This window comes from Pseudoalteromonas sp. NS-SX12, assembly GCF_057367955.1.
Genome location: NZ_CM170634.1, coordinates 2,323,469 through 2,342,242, shown reverse-complemented (window position 1 = coordinate 2,342,242; position 18,774 = coordinate 2,323,469). Strand labels below are relative to the sequence as shown.

Annotated in this window: 21 protein-coding genes and 3 tRNA genes; 5 read left to right on the top strand and 19 right to left on the bottom strand. The window is 40.6% G+C overall.

Features of this window, described 5'->3' with window-relative positions:
- Positions 1–236 precede the first annotated feature (236 nt).
- The 10 genes from AC2IOM_RS10885 to AC2IOM_RS10840 form a co-directional block, all read right to left on the bottom strand.
- The gene (locus tag AC2IOM_RS10885; RefSeq protein WP_100913439.1) at positions 237–464 is read right to left on the bottom strand and encodes a DUF2835 domain-containing protein; all 228 of its coding nucleotides are present in this window, start codon (positions 462–464) and stop codon (positions 237–239) included.
- Positions 454–3,057, bottom strand: a complete 2,604-nt coding sequence (gene pepN / locus AC2IOM_RS10880; RefSeq protein WP_486358359.1) for an aminopeptidase N — start codon at positions 3,055–3,057, stop codon at positions 454–456. The genes AC2IOM_RS10885 and pepN overlap by 11 nt, the downstream gene beginning before the upstream one ends.
- Positions 3,058–3,075: 18 nt before the next feature.
- Positions 3,076–4,536 carry a Na+/H+ antiporter NhaC gene (gene nhaC, locus AC2IOM_RS10875; protein WP_486358358.1) on the bottom strand — a complete coding sequence of 487 codons (1,461 nt, stop codon included), beginning with the start codon at positions 4,534–4,536 and terminating at the stop codon, positions 3,076–3,078.
- A gap of 137 nt (positions 4,537–4,673) precedes the next feature.
- Positions 4,674–6,698: a carboxy terminal-processing peptidase gene (gene prc, locus AC2IOM_RS10870; RefSeq protein ID WP_100913442.1), complete on the bottom strand. Its 2,025-nt coding sequence runs from the start codon at positions 6,696–6,698 to the stop codon at positions 4,674–4,676.
- An 11-nt stretch (positions 6,699–6,709) separates the two neighbouring features.
- Positions 6,710–7,360 carry an RNA chaperone ProQ gene (proQ, locus tag AC2IOM_RS10865; protein WP_010560011.1) on the bottom strand — a complete coding sequence of 217 codons (651 nt, stop codon included), beginning with the start codon at positions 7,358–7,360 and terminating at the stop codon, positions 6,710–6,712.
- Positions 7,361–7,377: 17 nt separating this feature from the next.
- Positions 7,378–7,668 (bottom strand): hypothetical protein, encoded by a 291-nt coding sequence (locus AC2IOM_RS10860; protein ID WP_010560010.1) that lies wholly within the window; start codon positions 7,666–7,668, stop codon positions 7,378–7,380.
- Position 7,669: 1 nt separating this feature from the next.
- Entirely contained in the window at positions 7,670–8,125 is a 456-nt protein-coding gene (locus tag AC2IOM_RS10855) for a GAF domain-containing protein (RefSeq protein WP_486358357.1), read from the bottom strand.
- Positions 8,126–8,266: 141 nt separating this feature from the next.
- Complete coding sequence (locus AC2IOM_RS10850; protein ID WP_100913444.1) at positions 8,267–8,644, bottom strand: hypothetical protein; 378 nt, start codon at positions 8,642–8,644, stop codon at positions 8,267–8,269.
- 87 nt (positions 8,645–8,731) lie between these two features.
- Positions 8,732–8,822: transfer RNA gene (locus AC2IOM_RS10845), tRNA-Ser, on the bottom strand.
- A 14-nt stretch (positions 8,823–8,836) separates the two neighbouring features.
- A tRNA-Ser gene (locus AC2IOM_RS10840) sits at positions 8,837–8,927 on the bottom strand.
- Between the two features lie 244 nt (positions 8,928–9,171).
- Here AC2IOM_RS10840 and AC2IOM_RS10835 point away from each other — a divergent pair.
- Genes AC2IOM_RS10835 through tusE form a run of 5 tightly spaced genes read left to right on the top strand, consistent with a single transcriptional unit; the run spans position 9,172 to position 11,196 of the window.
- Positions 9,172–9,837, top strand: a complete 666-nt coding sequence (locus AC2IOM_RS10835; RefSeq protein ID WP_486358356.1) for a Bax inhibitor-1/YccA family protein — start codon at positions 9,172–9,174, stop codon at positions 9,835–9,837.
- Between the two features lie 57 nt (positions 9,838–9,894).
- Complete coding sequence (locus tag AC2IOM_RS10830) at positions 9,895–10,248, top strand: DsrE family protein (protein WP_486358355.1); 354 nt, start codon at positions 9,895–9,897, stop codon at positions 10,246–10,248.
- Positions 10,245–10,601: a sulfurtransferase complex subunit TusC gene (tusC, locus tag AC2IOM_RS10825; protein WP_486358354.1), complete on the top strand. Its 357-nt coding sequence runs from the start codon at positions 10,245–10,247 to the stop codon at positions 10,599–10,601. The genes AC2IOM_RS10830 and tusC overlap by 4 nt, the downstream gene beginning before the upstream one ends.
- On the top strand, positions 10,601–10,858 hold the full coding sequence (locus tag AC2IOM_RS10820; protein WP_486358353.1) for a DsrH/TusB family sulfur relay protein: 258 nt from the start codon (positions 10,601–10,603) through the stop codon (positions 10,856–10,858). The genes tusC and AC2IOM_RS10820 overlap by 1 nt, the downstream gene beginning before the upstream one ends.
- Before the next feature lie 5 nt (positions 10,859–10,863).
- Positions 10,864–11,196, top strand: coding sequence for a sulfurtransferase TusE (tusE, locus tag AC2IOM_RS10815; protein WP_100913447.1), 333 nt, complete (start codon positions 10,864–10,866; stop codon positions 11,194–11,196).
- Between the two features lie 69 nt (positions 11,197–11,265).
- Here the strand turns inward: tusE and bamJ are convergent, their stop codons facing one another.
- The 9 genes from bamJ to AC2IOM_RS10770 form a co-directional block, all read right to left on the bottom strand.
- Positions 11,266–11,883: a BamJ family beta-barrel-assembly machinery protein gene (gene bamJ / locus AC2IOM_RS10810; RefSeq protein WP_010560002.1), complete on the bottom strand. Its 618-nt coding sequence runs from the start codon at positions 11,881–11,883 to the stop codon at positions 11,266–11,268.
- A 69-nt stretch (positions 11,884–11,952) separates the two neighbouring features.
- The gene (locus AC2IOM_RS10805; RefSeq protein WP_010560001.1) at positions 11,953–12,327 is read right to left on the bottom strand and encodes a hypothetical protein; all 375 of its coding nucleotides are present in this window, start codon (positions 12,325–12,327) and stop codon (positions 11,953–11,955) included.
- 52 nt (positions 12,328–12,379) lie between these two features.
- Positions 12,380–12,470 (bottom strand) — tRNA-Ser (locus tag AC2IOM_RS10800).
- A gap of 57 nt (positions 12,471–12,527) precedes the next feature.
- Complete coding sequence (locus AC2IOM_RS10795) at positions 12,528–12,905, bottom strand: hypothetical protein (RefSeq protein WP_010560000.1); 378 nt, start codon at positions 12,903–12,905, stop codon at positions 12,528–12,530.
- Positions 12,906–12,998: 93 nt separating this feature from the next.
- Positions 12,999–14,375: an SLC13 family permease gene (locus AC2IOM_RS10790; RefSeq protein ID WP_486358352.1), complete on the bottom strand. Its 1,377-nt coding sequence runs from the start codon at positions 14,373–14,375 to the stop codon at positions 12,999–13,001.
- 12 nt (positions 14,376–14,387) lie between these two features.
- Positions 14,388–15,374 (bottom strand): beta-N-acetylhexosaminidase, encoded by a 987-nt coding sequence (gene nagZ / locus AC2IOM_RS10785; protein ID WP_486358351.1) that lies wholly within the window; start codon positions 15,372–15,374, stop codon positions 14,388–14,390.
- 7 nt (positions 15,375–15,381) lie between these two features.
- Positions 15,382–15,930: an NAD(P)H nitroreductase gene (locus tag AC2IOM_RS10780; protein ID WP_486358350.1), complete on the bottom strand. Its 549-nt coding sequence runs from the start codon at positions 15,928–15,930 to the stop codon at positions 15,382–15,384.
- 73 nt (positions 15,931–16,003) lie between these two features.
- Positions 16,004–16,699 carry an HvfX family Cu-binding RiPP maturation protein gene (locus AC2IOM_RS10775; RefSeq protein WP_486358349.1) on the bottom strand — a complete coding sequence of 232 codons (696 nt, stop codon included), beginning with the start codon at positions 16,697–16,699 and terminating at the stop codon, positions 16,004–16,006.
- Positions 16,700–16,757: 58 nt separating this feature from the next.
- Positions 16,758–18,731, bottom strand: a complete 1,974-nt coding sequence (locus AC2IOM_RS10770; RefSeq protein WP_486358348.1) for an FAD-dependent oxidoreductase — start codon at positions 18,729–18,731, stop codon at positions 16,758–16,760.
- Positions 18,732–18,774 lie beyond the last annotated feature (43 nt).

The window sequence follows — 18,774 nt, the reverse complement described above, 5'->3', positions numbered from 1 at the left end:
TGTTTTTAGTATGCTTGTAACGATAGAAAGCAATTCATAAAATTACAAGTAAAACATGAGATATAGCGTAATCTATTAATTCGATTACATATTCGCTCTTGTTATTTGATATTCTACTTTCTAATCACATAGGTAAGACATCTTACCAGTTAAACAATCGAAATGAAAAGTGCTTAATGAAAAGAACTTGAAAAAGTTCTAAGAACACCTCAAAAACAACACGCAAACACATGATTTTAATTGATTTTTTCTATTGAAATAAATTTATTTTCGGTGGTTAAATGGATGCGAAAACGCCCTTTTATGCCAATTGATGACATAAAAGGTCGTAATTTTTCTGCGGCGAAGCGAATTGTTTTACCACAATCACTTAGTACCTGAATGCTGGTGTAGTGGCCTTTATAGTAGGCCATACACTCTTGATAGTTTAAATTAATTGAAAAGTAGTAGGTTTTACGCTCCATTTAACGCGTTACTCACCTTTTCAAACAAATCAGGGCTTAGGCCTGGTAAATCAGCAAGACGTTGTAATTGCGCTTTAACGTGCAATTGACGTTCATCGGTATGACGCTTAAAGCTTAACAGCGGCGTAATTAAACGTGCTGCGTTTTGTGGATTAATTTTATCGAGTTTAATCAATAAATCCGTCAGCAAACGATACCCTTCACCATTTCGCGCATGGAATGATTGCGGGTTAAACATACAATAACTCATTAGCAAAGCACGCACGCGATTTGGGTTAGTAATATCAACTTCACCACTTTCAAACATGGCGCGGATCACATTTGTTGTATTGTCACCTTTCAATCGACCTTTCAGCGCAAGCCATTTATCCAATACCAGTACATCGTGACGCCATTTATCTTTGAAGCGTTCGAGTAAGCTTTCGTGGCTGGTTCGTTTATTTTCACATGATGCTGACAGTGCGTTTAAGCTATTTGTCATGTTATCGCTGATAAACTGCGTCTCAAGCTCACTCTCTACATCCTGCCAATCTGCCGCTGCAAGATAATCTAGTAAGCGACCTTTTAATGCACGCGTTGCAATACTAGTTGCATCTAAATCACCGTTTTCGCTTAGTGTTTGATAACGCGCCGCGATATCACTTAACAATGTAGTCGCTAAAAATGATTTTACTGCATGCAATTGTTCAGTAATGGCATCGACAGGAATTGGGTGATAATCACTTGCAACCGTATCAAAACTCGGCAGTGTTAAAAGCTCGCTTAATAACGCGAGGTCCTTAACGTTTGAGGTAAGTAAATAGCGAAACAACGCCACTATTTCTTCATCAAGTTGCGTGCCGTTATCGATGCCGGCTTTTAGCGCGTCAACCATTATACGCTGCATCGCATCCCACTTCGAAAAATCGCTGCGCGCATATTTAACAATCGTGATTAATTCAGCAAGAGATTGTTCAAACTTCACTTTACATGGCGATGAGAAATCTTCCAAAAAGACGACCGCAGTGTCTTTTGCAATATTTTCAAATATAAATTGCTGACGTGCATCTGTTAGGTTGATGACGCGTTCAACCTTAGTGCCGTCAATAACTAAAGGTTGTGATTTGCCTTCAGGTGAAATAAGTTCTAGTGCGATTGGAATATGCAATGGCGATTTATCGCTTTGATCTTGCGTGGCTGGTGTAAACTGCGACACAGTCAGGGTTAGTGTATTGTCGGCTTCATTAAATTCTCGCTCTACCGCAAGTTCTGGTGTACCTGACTGACTATACCATTTCGAGAAAAGCGAAAGATCAATGTTAGATGCGTCTTGCATACTTTTAACAAAGTCATCGCATGTCGCCGCTGTGCCATCATGGCGTTCAATATACAATTGCATGCCTTTTTGGAAGTTTTCTTCGCCCAAAATTGTATGCATCATGCGGATCACTTCTGAACCCTTGTCATATACAGTAACAGTATAAAAGTTATTCATTTCGATAACTTTTTCAGGGCGGATTGGGTGTGCCATCGGGCCTGCATCTTCACTAAACTGCGGTCCACGCATCACTTTTACTGCATCAATTCTATTTAATGCACGTGAGCCAATGTCTGAGCTAAATTCTTGGTCGCGAAATACCGTTAAACCTTCTTTTAACGATAATTGGAACCAATCCTGACACGTTACTCGGTTACCTGTCCAATTGTGAAAATATTCATGACCCACAATGCTTTCAATGGTGTGATAATCTCGGTCGGTCGCGGTAGCTTGGTTTGCTAATACACATTTTGAGTTAAATACATTTAACCCTTTGTTTTCCATTGCCCCCATATTGAAGAAATCAACCGCAACAATCATGTATATATCAAGATCGTATTCAAGGTTAAAACGCTCTTCATCCCACTTCATTGCACGCTTTAACGAAACCATTGCGTGATCAGCTTTATCAAGATTACCTTTATCAACAAATAGCTCGAGTTTTACATCGCGGCCAGAGCGTGTTTTAAAGTTATCATGTAATACATCGAAATCACCTGCCACTAATGCAAACAAATAGCTCGGTTTGTTGTAAGGGTCTTGCCAAGTGCTAAAGTGACGCCCATCAGCCAACTCGCCAGACTCAATTTTGTTACCATTAGACAATAAATGGGTAAACGCCTGATCTGCAATGACCTTTACTGTATATTTGGTTAATACGTCGGGACGGTCTTGAAAATAAGTGATCTTGCGAAACCCTTCAGCTTCACATTGTGTACAGTAAGCACCATCGGATAAATATAACCCTTCAAGTGATGTATTGTTTTGTGGGTCAATTTCAGTTTCGATATGTAGTTCGAACTCTGCTGGCAAGTTTTTCAGCGTCAAACCTAGCTCAGACATTTCATAATCGCTAAACGGTAAGCCATTTACGTTAATGCACAATAGTGTTTGATTAACGCCATCTAGCCATAACTCATTATTCGCGCCGACACGCTGATACTGCGCTTTTTGCAATACACGGGTTTGCGTCGCTTTTAAGTCAAATTCTAAATACAGTGACGAAACCGTGTAATCCGGTGCTTTATAATCAGTTCTGAACTTAGCTTGGTTAGTTGATTTTTCTTGTGTTGTCATAACGTTTGCTCCACAAAATTATTCATCGCTTGTCTGTAAATGCTTTGGCGTAATTTTTAAAATTTTAATGCCTAAGTAGGCGTAAATAATTGCCAATAATGGATTAATTAAATTAAAGAATGCATACATCGCATAATCAAGCGGGTTAATGAGTAGTACGCTTTGCATATACGCACCACAGGTATTCCATGGGATAAGAGGACTTGTGATAGTACCGCCGTCTTCTAATGTTCGTGACAAGTTAACGTTAGCAAGCCCGCGTTTTTCATACTCTTCTTTATACATGCGCCCAGGCATTACGATTGCCATATATTGATCTGCCGCGATTAGGTTAGTGCCAATACAAGTAGCAATGGTCGACGCAATTAATGAGCCGGTACTTTTTGCGATTTTTAAAATGCTAGAAACGAAGACTTTTAGTAGGCCCACTTTTTCCATTACAGCACCAAACATTAACGCACATATAATTAACCAAGTCGTATTAAGCATGCCCGACATACCGCCACCACTTAATAAGCTATCCATTTTTGCATCACCAGTTGTAATGCTAAAACCGTCAAATAGTGCGGCCCATACCAATTTAAACGTACCAACAAAGTGAGATACACCCGACTCAACCTGCCCTGCAATTAAGTCTTGTTGAAAAATAATCGCCCAAACCGCACCAAATAGCGCACCAATGGCAACCGCTGGGAATGCGGGCATTTTTTTAATTGCTAATGTCAGTAACACAACTAAAGGCACTAACATCTCAATACCAATATTGAAATTCTGCAGTAGAATATTAGAGATCTCTTCTATGCGTCCTTCGTTTGGTACGCCTTCAGCATTAAAACCCATCACTAAGAAGATAATCAGCGCGATAACAAAGCTCGGCACTGTAGTCCAAAGCATATGATGGATATGGTCAAATAAATTACTGCCAGCCACCGCCGGTGCTAAGTTTGTCGTTTCCGACAATGGGCTCAATTTATCACCAAAGTAAGCACCCGAAATAACCGCGCCCGCAGTGACAACTTGATCAAGGCCAAGACCCGTTGATACGCCGAGCAAGGCAACACCGATTGTTGCAGCTGTCGTCCATGAGCTACCAATACTCAAAGCAACAATAGCGCACAATATACAACTTGCGGCATAGAACCAATGCGGGTTTATCAGCTGCAAGCCAAAATAAATTAGCGAAGGTACTGTGCCCGATAATAACCAAGTACCTATTAATGCCCCTACCATAAGTAAGATTAATACCGCGCCAAGAGAAATGGTGATACCTTTAATCATCGCCTCTTCTAGTTCGGCCCATTTAAAACCATTTTTAAGACCAATGATCACTGCTATTGCAGCTGAAAATAGTAACGCTATTTGGTTTGGGCCATACGACGAATCGTCGCTGTATAGATAAACGGATGTGCCAAGCAGTAGCACTAAAACGCTAATTGGAATTAACGCGTCTAAAAAGGTCGCTTGTTTTACTTGCTTCACAAAGATACCTCAAATTGTTGTCATTATTTATCAACTGACTTCTGTCTAAGCACGAAGCGTTGAGTTTTATTATTTTTAGTTTTACATAAAAAAGCGCCGACTTTGTAAAAATCGGCGCTTACTACATTAGTTATAAATTAATGTTTTGCGTAACGGCCATACTTAATAAAATCTGATGTTATATGAACCGCTTCTTCAAGTCCCGGGTCGATTTCATCAAGTACGTCTGGTGCATCGTCAAGTGATGCAATTGGGTCAAGCCCTAGACGTTTTAACCTTTCATTCGCTCGAGCCAGTGATTTTTGCTTGTCTTCTTCACGTTGCTTCTCACGTTTCGCCTTAACAAGCGTCACTGATGCACGGTCTTTCTCTTTTTGATACAAGGCAATGTCATCATTGAGATAGATAAACTCAGGCTCGCCTGCAATACGCTCTTTATGTTTATCAGTCAAAAACGTAATCGCTGGCGTTAGATCGTCAAGTTTTGAATAATTCGCTTTACGAATGTGATCCCAAGGTAATGCGTTGTCTTCTTGGCTTTCACCCCACTCAGCGGGATCGATTGGCGATGGGTATGTGATATCTGGGATCACGCCTTTATGCTGCGTACTGCCACCATTAATACGGTAGAACTTAGCAATTGTGTACTGCACGCTGCCAAGCGGATTTTCAAATAAATCAAATGCTTTTGTTAAGCTACGGTGCTGTTGCACTGTACCTTTACCAAAGGTTTGCTCACCAATAATAACCGCGCGACCATAGTCTTGCATTGCCGCAGCAAAAATTTCTGACGCTGATGCGCTGTAACGGTCCACTAATACGGTTAACGGACCGTCGTAATAGGTAACGCCGTCGCGATCTTTTTGTTTTTCAACTTTGCCGTTAATGTTGTGTATTTGTACAACTGGGCCTTTGTCGAAGAACAAACCAGATAATTGTGTCGCCTCATATAACGAACCACCACCATTACCACGCAGGTCGATAACAATACCGTCTACGTTCTGTTCTTGTAATTTAGCTAGCTCTTTTTTAACGTCTTTAGACAAGTTGTTATAAAAACCTGGGATCTCAATGACACCGATTTTGGTATCAAGTTCTGAGTAAACTGGTTCAAATACACTTGATTTAGCTGCTTTATCTTCAAGGCGAATTTTATCACGGATAATTTCCACTTCATGCGGCGTACCGTGCGAATCAGAGCCCTTTAGATACTGTAACCTTACTTTGGTGCCCTTCGGTCCTTTGATTAGATCAACTACGTCATCTAAGCGCCAACCGATTACATCAACAAAGCTTTCTTGACCTTGTGCAACGGCAATAATGCGATCATCAGATTTTAGTTTTTCGGTTTTAGATGCTGGACCACCTGGGACAAGTGAGCGGATCACAGTGTAATCTTCATCAACACCTAACACTGCGCCAATACCTTCTAATTCAAGCTGCATGTCTTGCTTAAACTGTTCAGCGCGGCGTGGCGATAGATAAGAAGTGTGTGCTTCGATGCTTCTTGCAAATGAGTTCATTGCAATTTGGTATGCATCTTCGCTATTTGTTTGTGAAATACGTTTTAACGTGTAACGGTAACGCTTTTTCAGAATTTCTTGGATTTCAGGCCATTCTTTGCCTGTAAGCTTTAAGCGAAGCGCGTCGTACTTGACGCGTTGGCGCCAGATTTCATGCAATTCCGCCATCGTGGTTGGAATTTTTGCATCTTCGCGATCAAAAAAGTAATTGTCTTCAACGTCAAATTTCATTTCTTTATCAAGTAAAGAAAGTGAGTATTCAAAGCGTTCAAAACGACGACGCATATTCAAGTTAAAAATTTCAAACGCAAAAGACATATCGCCTTTAATTAATGCATTATCAATTTCATACTTGAAATGGTCGAATTTAGCCAAATCTGATTGCATGAACAAGCTTTTGTTACTATCAATCGACTCAATAAATCGGTCGTAGATTTGGCTCGATAAGTCATCGTCTAATCGAATAAGTTTGTAGTGCGAGCGAGTAAATAAATTGGTTATTCGCTTGGTTGCAGCAATATGCTGAATTTCCTGTTTTAACTCAGGTAAGTTTTCGATGCTAATATTATCGGCAGAAGCAAATAAATTTGCTGAAAATAGCGCTGCCGCCAGTGGAATAAGCCTAAACTTCTCACTCATACACTGTCTCCTTATACGATAAATAGACTCTCTGCTTTCGTTTTCACCTGCATGCCTGTTACAAGCACTACATGAATGTCTTCCTTGTTCACTTCGGTGATGGTACCTTTTACTAAAGCTTGGCCAAGTTTAACTTTTACCTCAGCATCCACTTTAATATCACCTGAAGGTAGCGCTTCTACTTTATTAGAACGACGCGCAGGTTTGTCTTTATTAGTGTTGCTAGAACTAAATTTAGTTCCTTTTGCAGCATTTTTATCAGCAAAATTGCCTTTCTTTTTGTAAGATTTCTTTTCACCAGCGTTACGCGGTGCAGGTTTCTTACGTTTAGCAAGTTTAGCACGGCTTTCTTCTAGTGCTTTATTTGCATGCTCAACGTGTTCTTGCTCAACTTTTTCTGCATCGTTACCATCAAGGTCAATACGGAACTCGTGTTTTGTAACAGATTCCAAATAACGCCAGTTAGACGTATATTTGCGAAGCGCTTGGCGAACCTGTGTTTTGCTTACGCGCTCATCGTTTTCGATGCGCTCAGCAATATCTTTAAAGATACCAACCTTCAACGGCTTGATGCCGTCTTTCTCTTTGAAGCAGGCTGGAAACTCTGTGAAAAGGTAATTTAATACCTCTTTGATGTCTTTTAGCTTGTTAGTAGAGTCCATGTGTTTAACCTTAAGTTTTAAATCTCTTCGTCTAAGTTGTTTTCCAATTGGTTTGTCACGTAATGTAACACCCAATCGATTAATTCTTCGTGTTCAGCTTCCAAAATTGCAGTATCACCGCGTAAATGTTGCCAAATACCTTCAATAATTTTGTCAATCGTATCTGCGTCTGTTTCGTCAGGCAATTGTTGCCATGCAACATGAATCAGTTCATTCAAGTTTTCCGCAACGGTTTCTTCTTGTCCTTCCCAATCACCTACCTGATCTATACCAAACAAATAGTCTTGTACGCTAAGCCAGTCCTTCATATTAAAGATGCTCTGCCAATGACGCCATAATTCGCTCTAGGCCAGTTTGATCATCACTATCAAAACGACTTAGGCTTGGGCTATCAATATCAAGCACGCCAATAAAATTGCCGTCTTTAATAAGTGGAATAACGATTTCTGAATTTGATGCGGCATCACATGCAATGTGCCCTTCAAAGTCGTGAACATTGTCAATGCGCTGTGTTTGTTTTTCGGCAAATGCTGTACCACATACGCCTTTACCAACAGGGATACGAACACACGCTGGATTACCTTGAAACGGTCCCAAAACTAATGTGTCGTTTTCCAGTAAATAAAACCCCACCCAGTTAATATCTTCAAGTGAAAGATTTAACAAAGCACTTACATTTGCAAGGTTCGCTATCAGGTTGGTTTCGTCTTCAATCAAAGCAACTACTTGGTTGTTCAGACTTTGATATAAGCTTTCTTTATTCATTACGTAGAAAAGTTAACAATTCAATATTCACAAAGCTTAAAGGTACTCTTTCATAACAACAAATGAAACCTTTTTAAGCTAAAAAAAGTGAATATCGCTAAATATTCACTTAATTGTTTACTAATTATTCGACTCTAAAATTTATTTTTGCTGTTTTAATGTAAAAATAAATATGCCTGCTGCGAGCGTTGCCATTAACGTATTTACAACAAATACTTGCCCTGACGCGACATTAAACATAAAACTAAATAACGCACCACCAAATATCGCTGCCATTATCATTGCAGTGTTATTTGATTTATTTCGCTTTTGCAAATACATGTAAACAGGTACAACACATATCGCCATGGTTAACCCTACTATATGTGCATTTGCAACCGCACTTAATACAATCGACAAAAATAGTTTAGTTGTCGCGCCATCTAATACTGCAACATAATAAATACCGATTAAACAACCAATCAGAAAGGGAGAAAACAACGAGTAGGCAACACCCTTGAGTACAATTTTTTTATCCATAATCGCGCCAAATGCGTTAAACACACGATAAGCATGGCAAATAGATAAATAATTAACAGTAGACTTAAGTATATAGAAAGGAATAAGTGGCGGAGAGATAGGGATTTGAACCCTAGATAGGCTATTAACCTATGCCGGTTTTCAAGACCGGTGCTTTCAACCACTCAGCCATCTCTCCGCATAAAAAGAAAGTGGCGGAGAGATAGGGATTTGAACCCTAGATAGGCTATTAACCTATGCCGGTTTTCAAGACCGGTGCTTTCAACCACTCAGCCATCTCTCCGCAGCGGGGCGAATATTAGGGGATTCTATTTCACTTGTGAAGCTTTTTTTTCAATTTATTTGTCAACCGCGCAATAAACATGCAACCCGTACATTATGCAATCAAGTTTTAAAATTAAATTGAACTAAACGCCCTACTTCACCGTTCTAATAAAGGAATAGAATTGCTACCTAACATGTTAATTGATATGCTGTTCGCAGTTCTGAAACCTAACAGGAATGCGTTTCAATTTAAGGAGTTATTTATGAGCTTTAATCACACGTACTCTTCGCCAAAATCGGCGCAGTCGGTACTTGAAACAAATAAAGTACTACGCAACACCTATATGCTTTTAGGTATGACATTGTTATTTAGTGCTGTTACAGCCGGCATTTCAATGGCAATGCAATTACCTTACTTAATGGGTCTTGTATTTAGTATCGGCGGTCTTGTCACCTTATTTGTAGTTAATAAGAAAGCAGACAGTGCATCTGGCTTACCATGGGTATTTGTTTTTACAGGTCTTATGGGTGCGGCACTCGGTCCAATGTTAAATTACTATGCTGCAATGCCAAACGGTCCGATGCTTATCATGCAAGCACTGGGTTCTACAGCACTGGTATTTTTCGGTTTATCAGCCTATGCAATGACTACTAAGAAAGACTTCTCTTTCCTAGGTGGTTTTTTATTCGTAGGTTTAATTGTTGTTGTACTAGTAAGCCTAGTAAACCTATTCGTAGGTAGCTCAATCGTATTTATGGCGATGAACGCTGCCATCGTGTTTATTATGTCTGGTTTAATTTTGTTCGACACTAGCCGCATTATTAACGGCGGTGAAACAAATTATATCCGTGCAACTGTTAGCCTATACTTAAACGTATACAACTTATTTACGTCTATCCTGCATCTACTTGGTGCAAATAATGACTAAACGTTAAAAGTTTAATAAAATAAGCCCCGTTCTTCGGGGCTTTTTTATGGGTAAATTTTGGCCAATATTATTATTAGTTATCATGCAAGTGTTACCGCACACGACAGTTTGCAACATTTGTTACGTTTCACTAAAAGCGCACTCGCGCTAGGAAACACTGTATCTGGGATTTTTCTCTATCAAGATGCGGTGTTTCACGCCAGTAGTCATTTTTCACTGCCGTCAGATGAGTTACAAGTAACTGATAGTTGGCAATCGCTGGCCGATTTAGGTATTAAACTGACACTTTGCGTTACTGCAGCCGAAAAACGTGGGCTCGATATTACACGCTGTGAACCCTTTGAAGTTGCTGGTCTTGCCGAGTTTGCGATGGATGCTAGCAAAGCTGATAAATGGGTGCAGATTAAATGAAAAACTACCTAATTGTATGTAATGCTTCTCCTTTTAATGACGGTAGTCTCAAAGAAAGTCTTGATATGGCGCTAATTTTTGCCGCTATTGATCAGCAAGTTAGTTTGCTTTTACAAGGCGATGCACTTTATGCCCTACTTCAAGGCCAATCAATTGAGTCACTCGAGATTAAAAATTACTTGAAAGCCTTTGGTACCCTGAGCCTTTACGATATTGAGCACATTTATGTGTGCGAACACTCAATGAAGCAACGCGGATTAGATATTACGCAGTTTGCATACGACATCATTACGCTCGATACCTCTGAAAAACATGCATTACTTCAACAACAGCATCAGGTGGTAACAATATAATGCTGCATATATTTAATAAGCCCTTATCGCATTACCAAAAGCAACAACTTATTATTGCCCCCAACGATAAGCTTTTACTGTTATCCGACGCCTGCTACAGCGTTAATTGCTATATTGATGCATTTTGTCAAAACACCCTATACGCACTTGATGTGGATATGAAGGCACGCACTGTCTCAAACGAAAAGATCATCACAATTTCTGATCAACAGTGGGTAGAGCTCATTGTTGACAGCGAACAACATATTACTTGGTAATTAACATGAGCTATTGCATAAACGATAAAACTATCGATACTGATAAAGAGGGTTATCTGAAGGATTTTACCCAGTGGAGCGAAGCGCTCGCCCCTATCATTGCTGAGCAGGAAAACATCTCGCTCAGTGATAATCACTGGGAAGTTGTGCATTTTGTGCGAGATTTTTATCTTGAATTCAATACCAGTCCAGCAATACGTATGTTAGTAAAAGCCATGGCAAAAAAACTTGGTGAAGACAAAGGAAACAGCAAGTATTTATATAAATTGTTTCCTAAGGGACCGGCGAAACAAGCTACAAAAATTGCAGGGCTACCGAAACCAGCGCGCTGCATTTAACCTGTCGGATAATTTACACAAATAAAAAAGCCAGCATTAACGCTGGCTTTTTTAGTAATAAGCAAATGCTTATAGGATATCTAATAACTCAACATCGAAGATAAGTGTTGAGAAAGGTGCGATTGATGCACCAGCACCACGCTCGCCATAAGCTAGGTCGTGTGGTACGTATAAACGCCATTTTGAACCAACTGGCATCATTTGTAATGCTTCAGTCCAACCTTTGATAACACCGCCTACTGGGAACTCAGCTGGCTGGCCGCGATCGTAGCTACTATCGAACACGTCGCCATTGATTAATGTACCGTGGTAATGAGTACGTACTGTTGACTCAGCTGTTGGCTTGTCGCCTTCACCTGTTGTTAGTACTTCATACTGTAGACCTGATGCAGTTACAGTTACTTCAGCACGCTTAGCGTTTTCAGCAAGGAAAGATTCGCCTTCAGCTGCAAGTACTTTTGCTTCTTCTTCACGACGCTTTGTGATTTCAGCATTAATTTCTTCAAACGCTGCTTGAATAGCTGGGATCTCAACTTGGAAGTCAGCACCAGTGTAAGCATCTTTCATGCCTTCAAATACTGAGTTTAAGTTTAAACCTTCAAATGGGTTCGACTTAAGTTGCTCACCCATTTGTAGACCGATACCGTAGCTTGCTTTTTCAGCATTTGAATTAAATTTATCTGACATAATCTCTATACTTTATTTAAGTTATAAAAATGCCAGTCTAACATAGATAACACCCACTTGTTACCGCAATTACTGACTTTTACTGTGTAACAACTCTAACTTACTTTGTGCTAACAATGCCAAAATTGAAATCACGACATTAGCCAGTAACAAAGGCCAAATCAACGCCAATTGATAAGCAAATAGTGTCGGTAAAAGTGCCGATGCAAATCCAACTGTTAAAGAGAAAAGTAAACGCTGATGCGTTTTAAAGTACTTACGTGTGGTTTGTGCGACAAGCAAGTTAAATACAAATAAGCCCAATGCTGTTTGCCACTTGCTAACCAAGGCGTCCGCCCCAACTTGCAAATAATCGGTAAGCAACAAAATGCCTTGTTGCAGCACTACTGCATAAATAACCGCAAATGCTAACACCAGAAAAATCGACTTCGCTTTATTATTCATAATCAAACTCCAAAACGAAAAAAACCGCCTAAAGGCGGTTTTGGGAATGAGGTGGCGGAGAGATAGGGATTTGAACCCTAGATAGGCTATTAACCTATGCCGGTTTTCAAGACCGGTGCTTTCAACCACTCAGCCATCTCTCCGTTGTTGGGGCGCATAATAATGAGTTCGTATCACGTTGTAAAGTAAAAATTTAATATTTAGTAATATTCTTTTGGCTGACGCGCAATTAACGAACAAACTAAGCTAAAAATAACCGTTACCAGTGATAAAAGCCCCACTTTTATCGCAATATCTGCATTTTTTAATAAGCTAACCGCTTCAAAATTAAAAAATAATACCGGTGTTATTGCAATCGAAAACACCACAAGCGAAATCTTCATCGCACGCCAAAACGAAAACCGTTTCAAATACGTCATATACCAAGTCAGTAGCGAAAAAACGCCAAGCTTAATAAAGACAATATGACTAAAATCATTTGTTTGCGTTGCTGTTATATACACAGCAATCGCTGAAACGACTCCCCACATAAGCCATATTGACCAACTTTCTTTTTCGCGCAAAAACAAGTTATTCATAACTGCGCCTTTTATTATTTTGATGGATTAAATTGGTTGTTAATACATCACCTTAACAAAAAACGAACAGTTTTTAAATAGCCCATTTTGGCTTTATGTCAAGAAATAAAAACTCACTAACGCAACGATTGACGCAACTAAAACATTGAGTGCAACGCCTTGTTTTGCCATATCTTTAATTGACACTTCGCCACTGGCAAAAACAATTGAATTAGGTGCCGTTGCAACCGGTAAACAAAATGCGCACGAGCAACTAATCACCACAGGGATCATTAAAAGTTCAATTGGTAAATTAAGTGCAATGGCAGCACTTGCGATAATTGGCATCATAAGCGTCGCTGTTGCCGTATTAGAGGTAATTTCGGTTAAGAACGAGACCCCTATCGCCAATGCAAACAAACTAAGTAGTACAGGTAACGTACCCAGTGCCACAAAAAACTGACCAAGTAACTCACTTAACCCGCTTGAAACAAACGCTTTAGCAATACAAATACCACCGGCAAATAACAGCAGCATGCCCCAAGGGATTTCTTTCGCATCCTGCCATTCGAGAATACGACCCCCTTTGCCATTACTGGTTATTGCCATCGCAAGTACGCCTAGTAAGGCAACCGACGAATCCCCTACGGTATTAATATCAAGCATCTGTGACCAGCCGCCAAGCGGCTCTTTACGAAATACCCAAAGTAGCGCAACCAAAGCAAAAATCATTAACACGCGCTTTTCTGCAATGCTCCAACCATCGCACTTAGGCAGATGAATAGCCGACGACAAACGAATTCCGCGGGCAAGCCATAGCGCCATTAATGGAATTGAAATCACAATAATCGGCACGGTTACTTTCATCCAGCGAATAAAACCGTATTCCTCTCCAGCAAACTCTTCATAAACCGACGCAAAAATCACATTTGGTGGCGTACCAATCAGTGTTCCTACCCCACCCAACGATGCCGAATATGCAAGTCCCAGTAATAAGGCGATTTTAAATCGATTATCATCGGTTGATGCGCAAATCGCGAGCACCACAGGGAGCAACGCAACGACTGTCGCGGTGTTTGAAATCCACATAGACAAAATGCTGCTAGTTGCCATAATGGCAAAAATAATGCGAAGTGCGCTGTCGCCGCCAATGACCTTCAATATGGCAAATGCAATGCGTCGATGAACGCCTGATTTTTCAATTCCCACTGCTAACATAAACGCGCCCATCAACAATACAATAACGTGTGAGCCTAGCGATGATGCGGCTTGCTGGTGCGTTAATACGCCAACAAATGGAAACAAACCAATTGGTATCACAGATGTAAGCGGTATTGGCAGTGCCTCAGTCACCCAAAAATAGGCGGTAATAACGGTAATTGCTAAGGTAAAGGAAATGGTATCGGGTTGCAGCCATAAATATCGTGATGCTAAATAAGCAACCAGGCACAAAACAACCCCAATCAAAATATGTTTATTATTGTTATTCATATTATTTGTAGGTTAACTTTTTATCAGTTTTTGGCAATTTTGCCATCGTGCATCACGTTTCACATCATCCCAACTTGGATAACGCTTTTGATGAAACACCTTAATACGTGAACCATGTTCTTGAAAATCAGCTATCGAAAGCCCATCAAGTACTTGGTAAAGTCCTTCTTTTTCATTGCACAGTAGTACGTTATCGCACCCGGCTTGCAAGGCTTTTGTCACTCGGGTGACATAATCCCCCACTTGCACTGCGCCTTGCATTCCCATATCGTCAGATATCACAGGGCCGTTGAAACCAAGCTGCTGTCGTAACACCTTTTGCAACCAAAATGGCGAAAAACACGCTGGATTTTCATCAACTTCAGAGTAGATCACGTGCGCAGGCATCACTGCATCCGCAATGCCTAAATCAATTAACGCTTTAAACGGCAGTAAATCAAACTGACTTATCTCTCTAAAGCTACGATCATCTTTCGGCATCGCAATGTGCGAATCTGGACCAACCGAGCCGTGACCCGGAAAATGCTTAATAACCGATTTCATACCCGCACTGTGTAAACCACCAATCAGTGCTTTCGCGCCATTTATTACATCCGTGGGTTCAGCCGAAAAAGCACGATTGCCAATCACTTGTGAAATACCATTCACATCAACACAAGGGGCGTACGAGAAATCAATTTGACAGGCAAGTAACTCTGCAGCCAGTGTCCAGCCAATGTCATTTAAGCCGCTATTAGCAAACATAAATGCATCCGACATACTTGGCAATTCAGTAAACCCGTCACGAAAACGCTGTACTCGACCGCCTTCATGGTCAACTGAAATTAAAAGTGATGGATTGATGGTTTTAATGTGTTTTGTTAACGCACACAGTTGCTCGATATTTTCAAAGTTACGGGAAAACAAAATAACACCGCCCACTAATGGGTGCGCTAATAGTTCAAGCTCTTCTTGAGATAATGTTTTATCATCAATGCCTGTGGTAATCGGTCCTAGCATGTTGCCCCTACAAGCTTGTGAAAAAATCATTAACGTCGATATTTCGCGACTTTTTAAAATCGTTTACTTTGCTGCCAAGATACAAAAAGCCAACTAATTCATCTTCTGGAGCAAGATTAAGCGCTTGTTTTACATAGTCGTCTTGTGCATAACTACCCGTGCGCCATACACCGGCAAGCCCTTGCGCAAATGCCGCTTGTTGCATAGCCATTACCGCACACCCTGCTGATTGTACCTGCTCGATTCTTGGCACCTTGTCATGAGGCTTATACTTAGCAATACAAATAATAATAAGCGGTGCACGCAAAGGCAGCTCTTTGGCACGCGCTAACACGGTGTCATCGGCGTTGTTGTTCAATGCGGCTTGATAATAGATTTCGCCAAGTTTCTCACGGGCATCACCTTCAACAAGAATAAACTGCCATGGCTTAAGCGCTGCATGATCTGGCACGCGAAGCGCTGCTTGTTTAATAATGTCCAACTGCTCAGTTGTTGGCCCTGGTGTAGTAAGTTTACTGTCTGATTGACGTTCTAATAAGAGTTCTAATGCGTTCATTAAGCTGACAAGTTAGTTTTTTGCCAAGCTTAACAAACTGCACTGAAAAGAAAAGAGTTTAACGCACGATGGTCTAGCTATCTTGCTGGGTGTTTGGCAAAAACTTGCGCGCAAACCAATAATCGAGGCTGACGTATCTTCCGCCGCCATTAAAAAATAAGCTCAACAACATGGCAAAATAAATAAAACCAAACTCAATACCGTTATTTAACACAACGGGTTTACCGGTTTCATACAAGTATTCTGTAAATCCATGTTCATCAAGGATCTCGCGCATCTTGTTCAATCGCTCTTGTGCTGCTTTTGAATTTTCTAAACTGGCCTTTGCACCAGGAATAGCTAGCCAATCCAATACTTTTGCGGCACTGGTTTCACTATTTGTTGGGGTAATTGAAAACCAACCGTTGTGCCAATGCACCGTGGTAATCGCGACAACCATAGTAAACGCTAATGGAATCGCAACGGCGCGGGTAAATAAGCCAATTAGAATCAACCACCCACCCAGAAACTCTGTCCACCCAGCTAAAAATGCCAATAACCCCGGCATTGGTAAGCCTAATCCCCATTCGCTATTACCAAACCATGAAACAACGCTAGGTAACGCTGTAATGGCTTCGAAAAAACTAGCAGGGTTTTCGCTCATACCGAGCTTACTGTAACCTGCAATGATCATTACAGGTGCGAGAATTAAGCGGAACAGTAAAAATGGAATACCAGAGAAGATCTGGCTTTTTTGAATTAATGTTTGATAGTGATTAAGCAGTGTCATACCGACCTCTAATTTTTATAACTAAATTAAAGACCGGTAAAACACAGTTATTTATTCACTAAATTTTTCGAGCAACTTGCAGCGCTTCGAAAATTGCGCGTTTTGCATCGATTGCTGAGGCCAATTTTGCACCACCGATCACATCAATTTTAGACGCATATTTTCCATTTTCGAGTTGTGATTCAAAGGTATTGGTATTAGACACTTGGCCAATACAGGTGATCACCGAATCACATGGAATGGTTTGTTGTTTACCATCTACCTCGATAACAAGGCCGTCTTTATTCAATTCAACATAATTACAACCACTGATCTGTTGTACATTTTGTTGCTTCGCTACCGCACGATGGATCCAACCAGTCGTTTTACCTAGGTCGCTACCAAAACGGCCTGGACTACGCTTTAACATAGTAATATTGTGTGGAATGTGATGTTGATGCCCTTCGACATTAATTGCCCATTGCTGCTTGAATTCGTCAACTGACTTATTCGCTTTTTCAGCTAAAAACGCAACCATATCAAAACCAATACCGCCGGCACCTAAAATAACGACATCTTTGCCAATTTCTACTTCGCCACGGATCACTTCATCATACGCTAGCAAGGTTCTGCCATCTTTTAACGCAAATGACGCTTCACGCGGGCGAACACCGGTAGCAAATACCAGATTGTCGTATTGTTCGTACATGCTATCTTCAAACGCAGTTTCAAGCTGAACATTTACCTTTAACTTAGCTAGTTCTGATTTAAAGTAATCAAGGGTATAGTTAAAGTCTTCTTTACCCGGCACACGCATCGCTAAATTAAACTGACCACCCAAGTACTTTGAGCGCTCAATTAACGTCACTTTGTGCCCTTTCTCAGCTAAATAGCAACTTGCCGCTAAGCCTGCTGGCCCACCACCGACAACCAGTACATTTTTAGGATTAGTTGTTGGTTCTAATGAATAATCTAGTTCAAAACCTGCTCGCGGATTGACAAGACATGTGGCGCGTTTACCTTTAAATACGTTATCTAAACAACCTTGGTTACACGCGATACACACATTAATGTTGTCGCTTTTGTTTTCAACGTATTTATTAAAAAAATCTGGGTCTGCCAGTAACGGTCTTGCCATTGAGATTAAATCGGCAGATTTATTAGTTAAGATTAAATTAGCAAGGTCTGGCGTGTTGATACGGTTTACCGCAACACATGGAATAGATACATGCTGTTTTAGCATTTCGGTTGCTTCAACAAACGCACCTTGCGGTACCATACTGGCAATGGTTGGAACACGCGCTTCATGCCAGCCAATACCGGTGTTAAAAATATCAACACCCGCTTGTTCTAACACTTTTGCTTGTTCAATCACTTCATCTTGGGTTGAACCTTCTTCCACTAAATCCATTACCGAAATTCGGAATACAATAATAAACTTATCGCTTACTTCACGGCGTACAGCTTCAACAATTTCTTTTGCAAGACGCATACGGTTTTCGTTTGAACCACCGTATTTATCGGTACGTTTGTTGGTACGCGGAGCCATAAATTCATTAATTAAATAACCTTCTGAACCCATGATTTCGACGCCATCATAGCCTGCACGCTCTGCAAGTCGAGCCGATTTAGCAAATGACTTAACCGTGCTTTGAATATTGCTAAGCGACATTTCTTTTGGTTTATATGGGTTGATTGGCGCCTTAATTGCGCTTGGCGCTTGATTAAATGGGTGATAGGCATATCGCCCTGCATGAAGCAGTTGCAAGCAAATTTTACCACCGTGTTCGTGCACCGCTTTGGTTACTGGGCGATGCTTTAACACATCAAAGAACGTATTAAATGACGACGAGATTGGGGTTAATTTACCAACCAAGTTTGGGCTGAAGCCCCCTGTAATAATTAAACCAACACCGCCTTTTGCGCGTGCCTCATAAAACGCTTTTAAGCGCTTTATGTTCCAAACACCTTCTTCTAAACCGGTGTGCATTGAGCCCATTACAAGGCGATTTCGCAGTGAATTGTTTTTCAGTTTTAATTCTTGTTCTAACATACTTGCTACTTACTCTACTGGTCATACCTCAAGCACTTTAACT

Excerpts from the sequence above, each read along its gene's own strand:
- AC2IOM_RS10885 (WP_100913439.1), bottom strand. The coding sequence starts at position 464 with ATGGAGCGTAAAACCTACTACTTTTCAATTAATTTAAACTATCAAGAG.
- pepN (WP_486358359.1), bottom strand. The coding sequence starts at position 3,057 with ATGACAACACAAGAAAAATCAACTAACCAAGCTAAGTTCAGAACTGAT.
- prc (WP_100913442.1), bottom strand. The coding sequence starts at position 6,698 with ATGAGTGAGAAGTTTAGGCTTATTCCACTGGCGGCAGCGCTATTTTCA.
- proQ (WP_010560011.1), bottom strand. The coding sequence starts at position 7,360 with ATGGACTCTACTAACAAGCTAAAAGACATCAAAGAGGTATTAAATTAC.
- AC2IOM_RS10860 (WP_010560010.1), bottom strand. The coding sequence starts at position 7,668 with ATGAAGGACTGGCTTAGCGTACAAGACTATTTGTTTGGTATAGATCAG.
- AC2IOM_RS10855 (WP_486358357.1), bottom strand. The coding sequence starts at position 8,125 with ATGAATAAAGAAAGCTTATATCAAAGTCTGAACAACCAAGTAGTTGCT.
- AC2IOM_RS10850 (WP_100913444.1), bottom strand. The coding sequence starts at position 8,644 with ATGGATAAAAAAATTGTACTCAAGGGTGTTGCCTACTCGTTGTTTTCT.
- AC2IOM_RS10835 (WP_486358356.1), top strand. The coding sequence starts at position 9,172 with ATGAGCTTTAATCACACGTACTCTTCGCCAAAATCGGCGCAGTCGGTA.
- tusC (WP_486358354.1), top strand. The coding sequence starts at position 10,245 with ATGAAAAACTACCTAATTGTATGTAATGCTTCTCCTTTTAATGACGGT.
- AC2IOM_RS10820 (WP_486358353.1), top strand. The coding sequence starts at position 10,601 with ATGCTGCATATATTTAATAAGCCCTTATCGCATTACCAAAAGCAACAA.
- tusE (WP_100913447.1), top strand. The coding sequence starts at position 10,864 with ATGAGCTATTGCATAAACGATAAAACTATCGATACTGATAAAGAGGGT.
- bamJ (WP_010560002.1), bottom strand. The coding sequence starts at position 11,883 with ATGTCAGATAAATTTAATTCAAATGCTGAAAAAGCAAGCTACGGTATC.
- AC2IOM_RS10805 (WP_010560001.1), bottom strand. The coding sequence starts at position 12,327 with ATGAATAATAAAGCGAAGTCGATTTTTCTGGTGTTAGCATTTGCGGTT.
- AC2IOM_RS10795 (WP_010560000.1), bottom strand. The coding sequence starts at position 12,905 with ATGAATAACTTGTTTTTGCGCGAAAAAGAAAGTTGGTCAATATGGCTT.
- AC2IOM_RS10790 (WP_486358352.1), bottom strand. The coding sequence starts at position 14,375 with ATGAATAACAATAATAAACATATTTTGATTGGGGTTGTTTTGTGCCTG.
- nagZ (WP_486358351.1), bottom strand. The coding sequence starts at position 15,374 with ATGCTAGGACCGATTACCACAGGCATTGATGATAAAACATTATCTCAA.
- AC2IOM_RS10780 (WP_486358350.1), bottom strand. The coding sequence starts at position 15,930 with ATGAACGCATTAGAACTCTTATTAGAACGTCAATCAGACAGTAAACTT.
- AC2IOM_RS10775 (WP_486358349.1), bottom strand. The coding sequence starts at position 16,699 with ATGACACTGCTTAATCACTATCAAACATTAATTCAAAAAAGCCAGATC.
- AC2IOM_RS10770 (WP_486358348.1), bottom strand. The coding sequence starts at position 18,731 with ATGTTAGAACAAGAATTAAAACTGAAAAACAATTCACTGCGAAATCGC.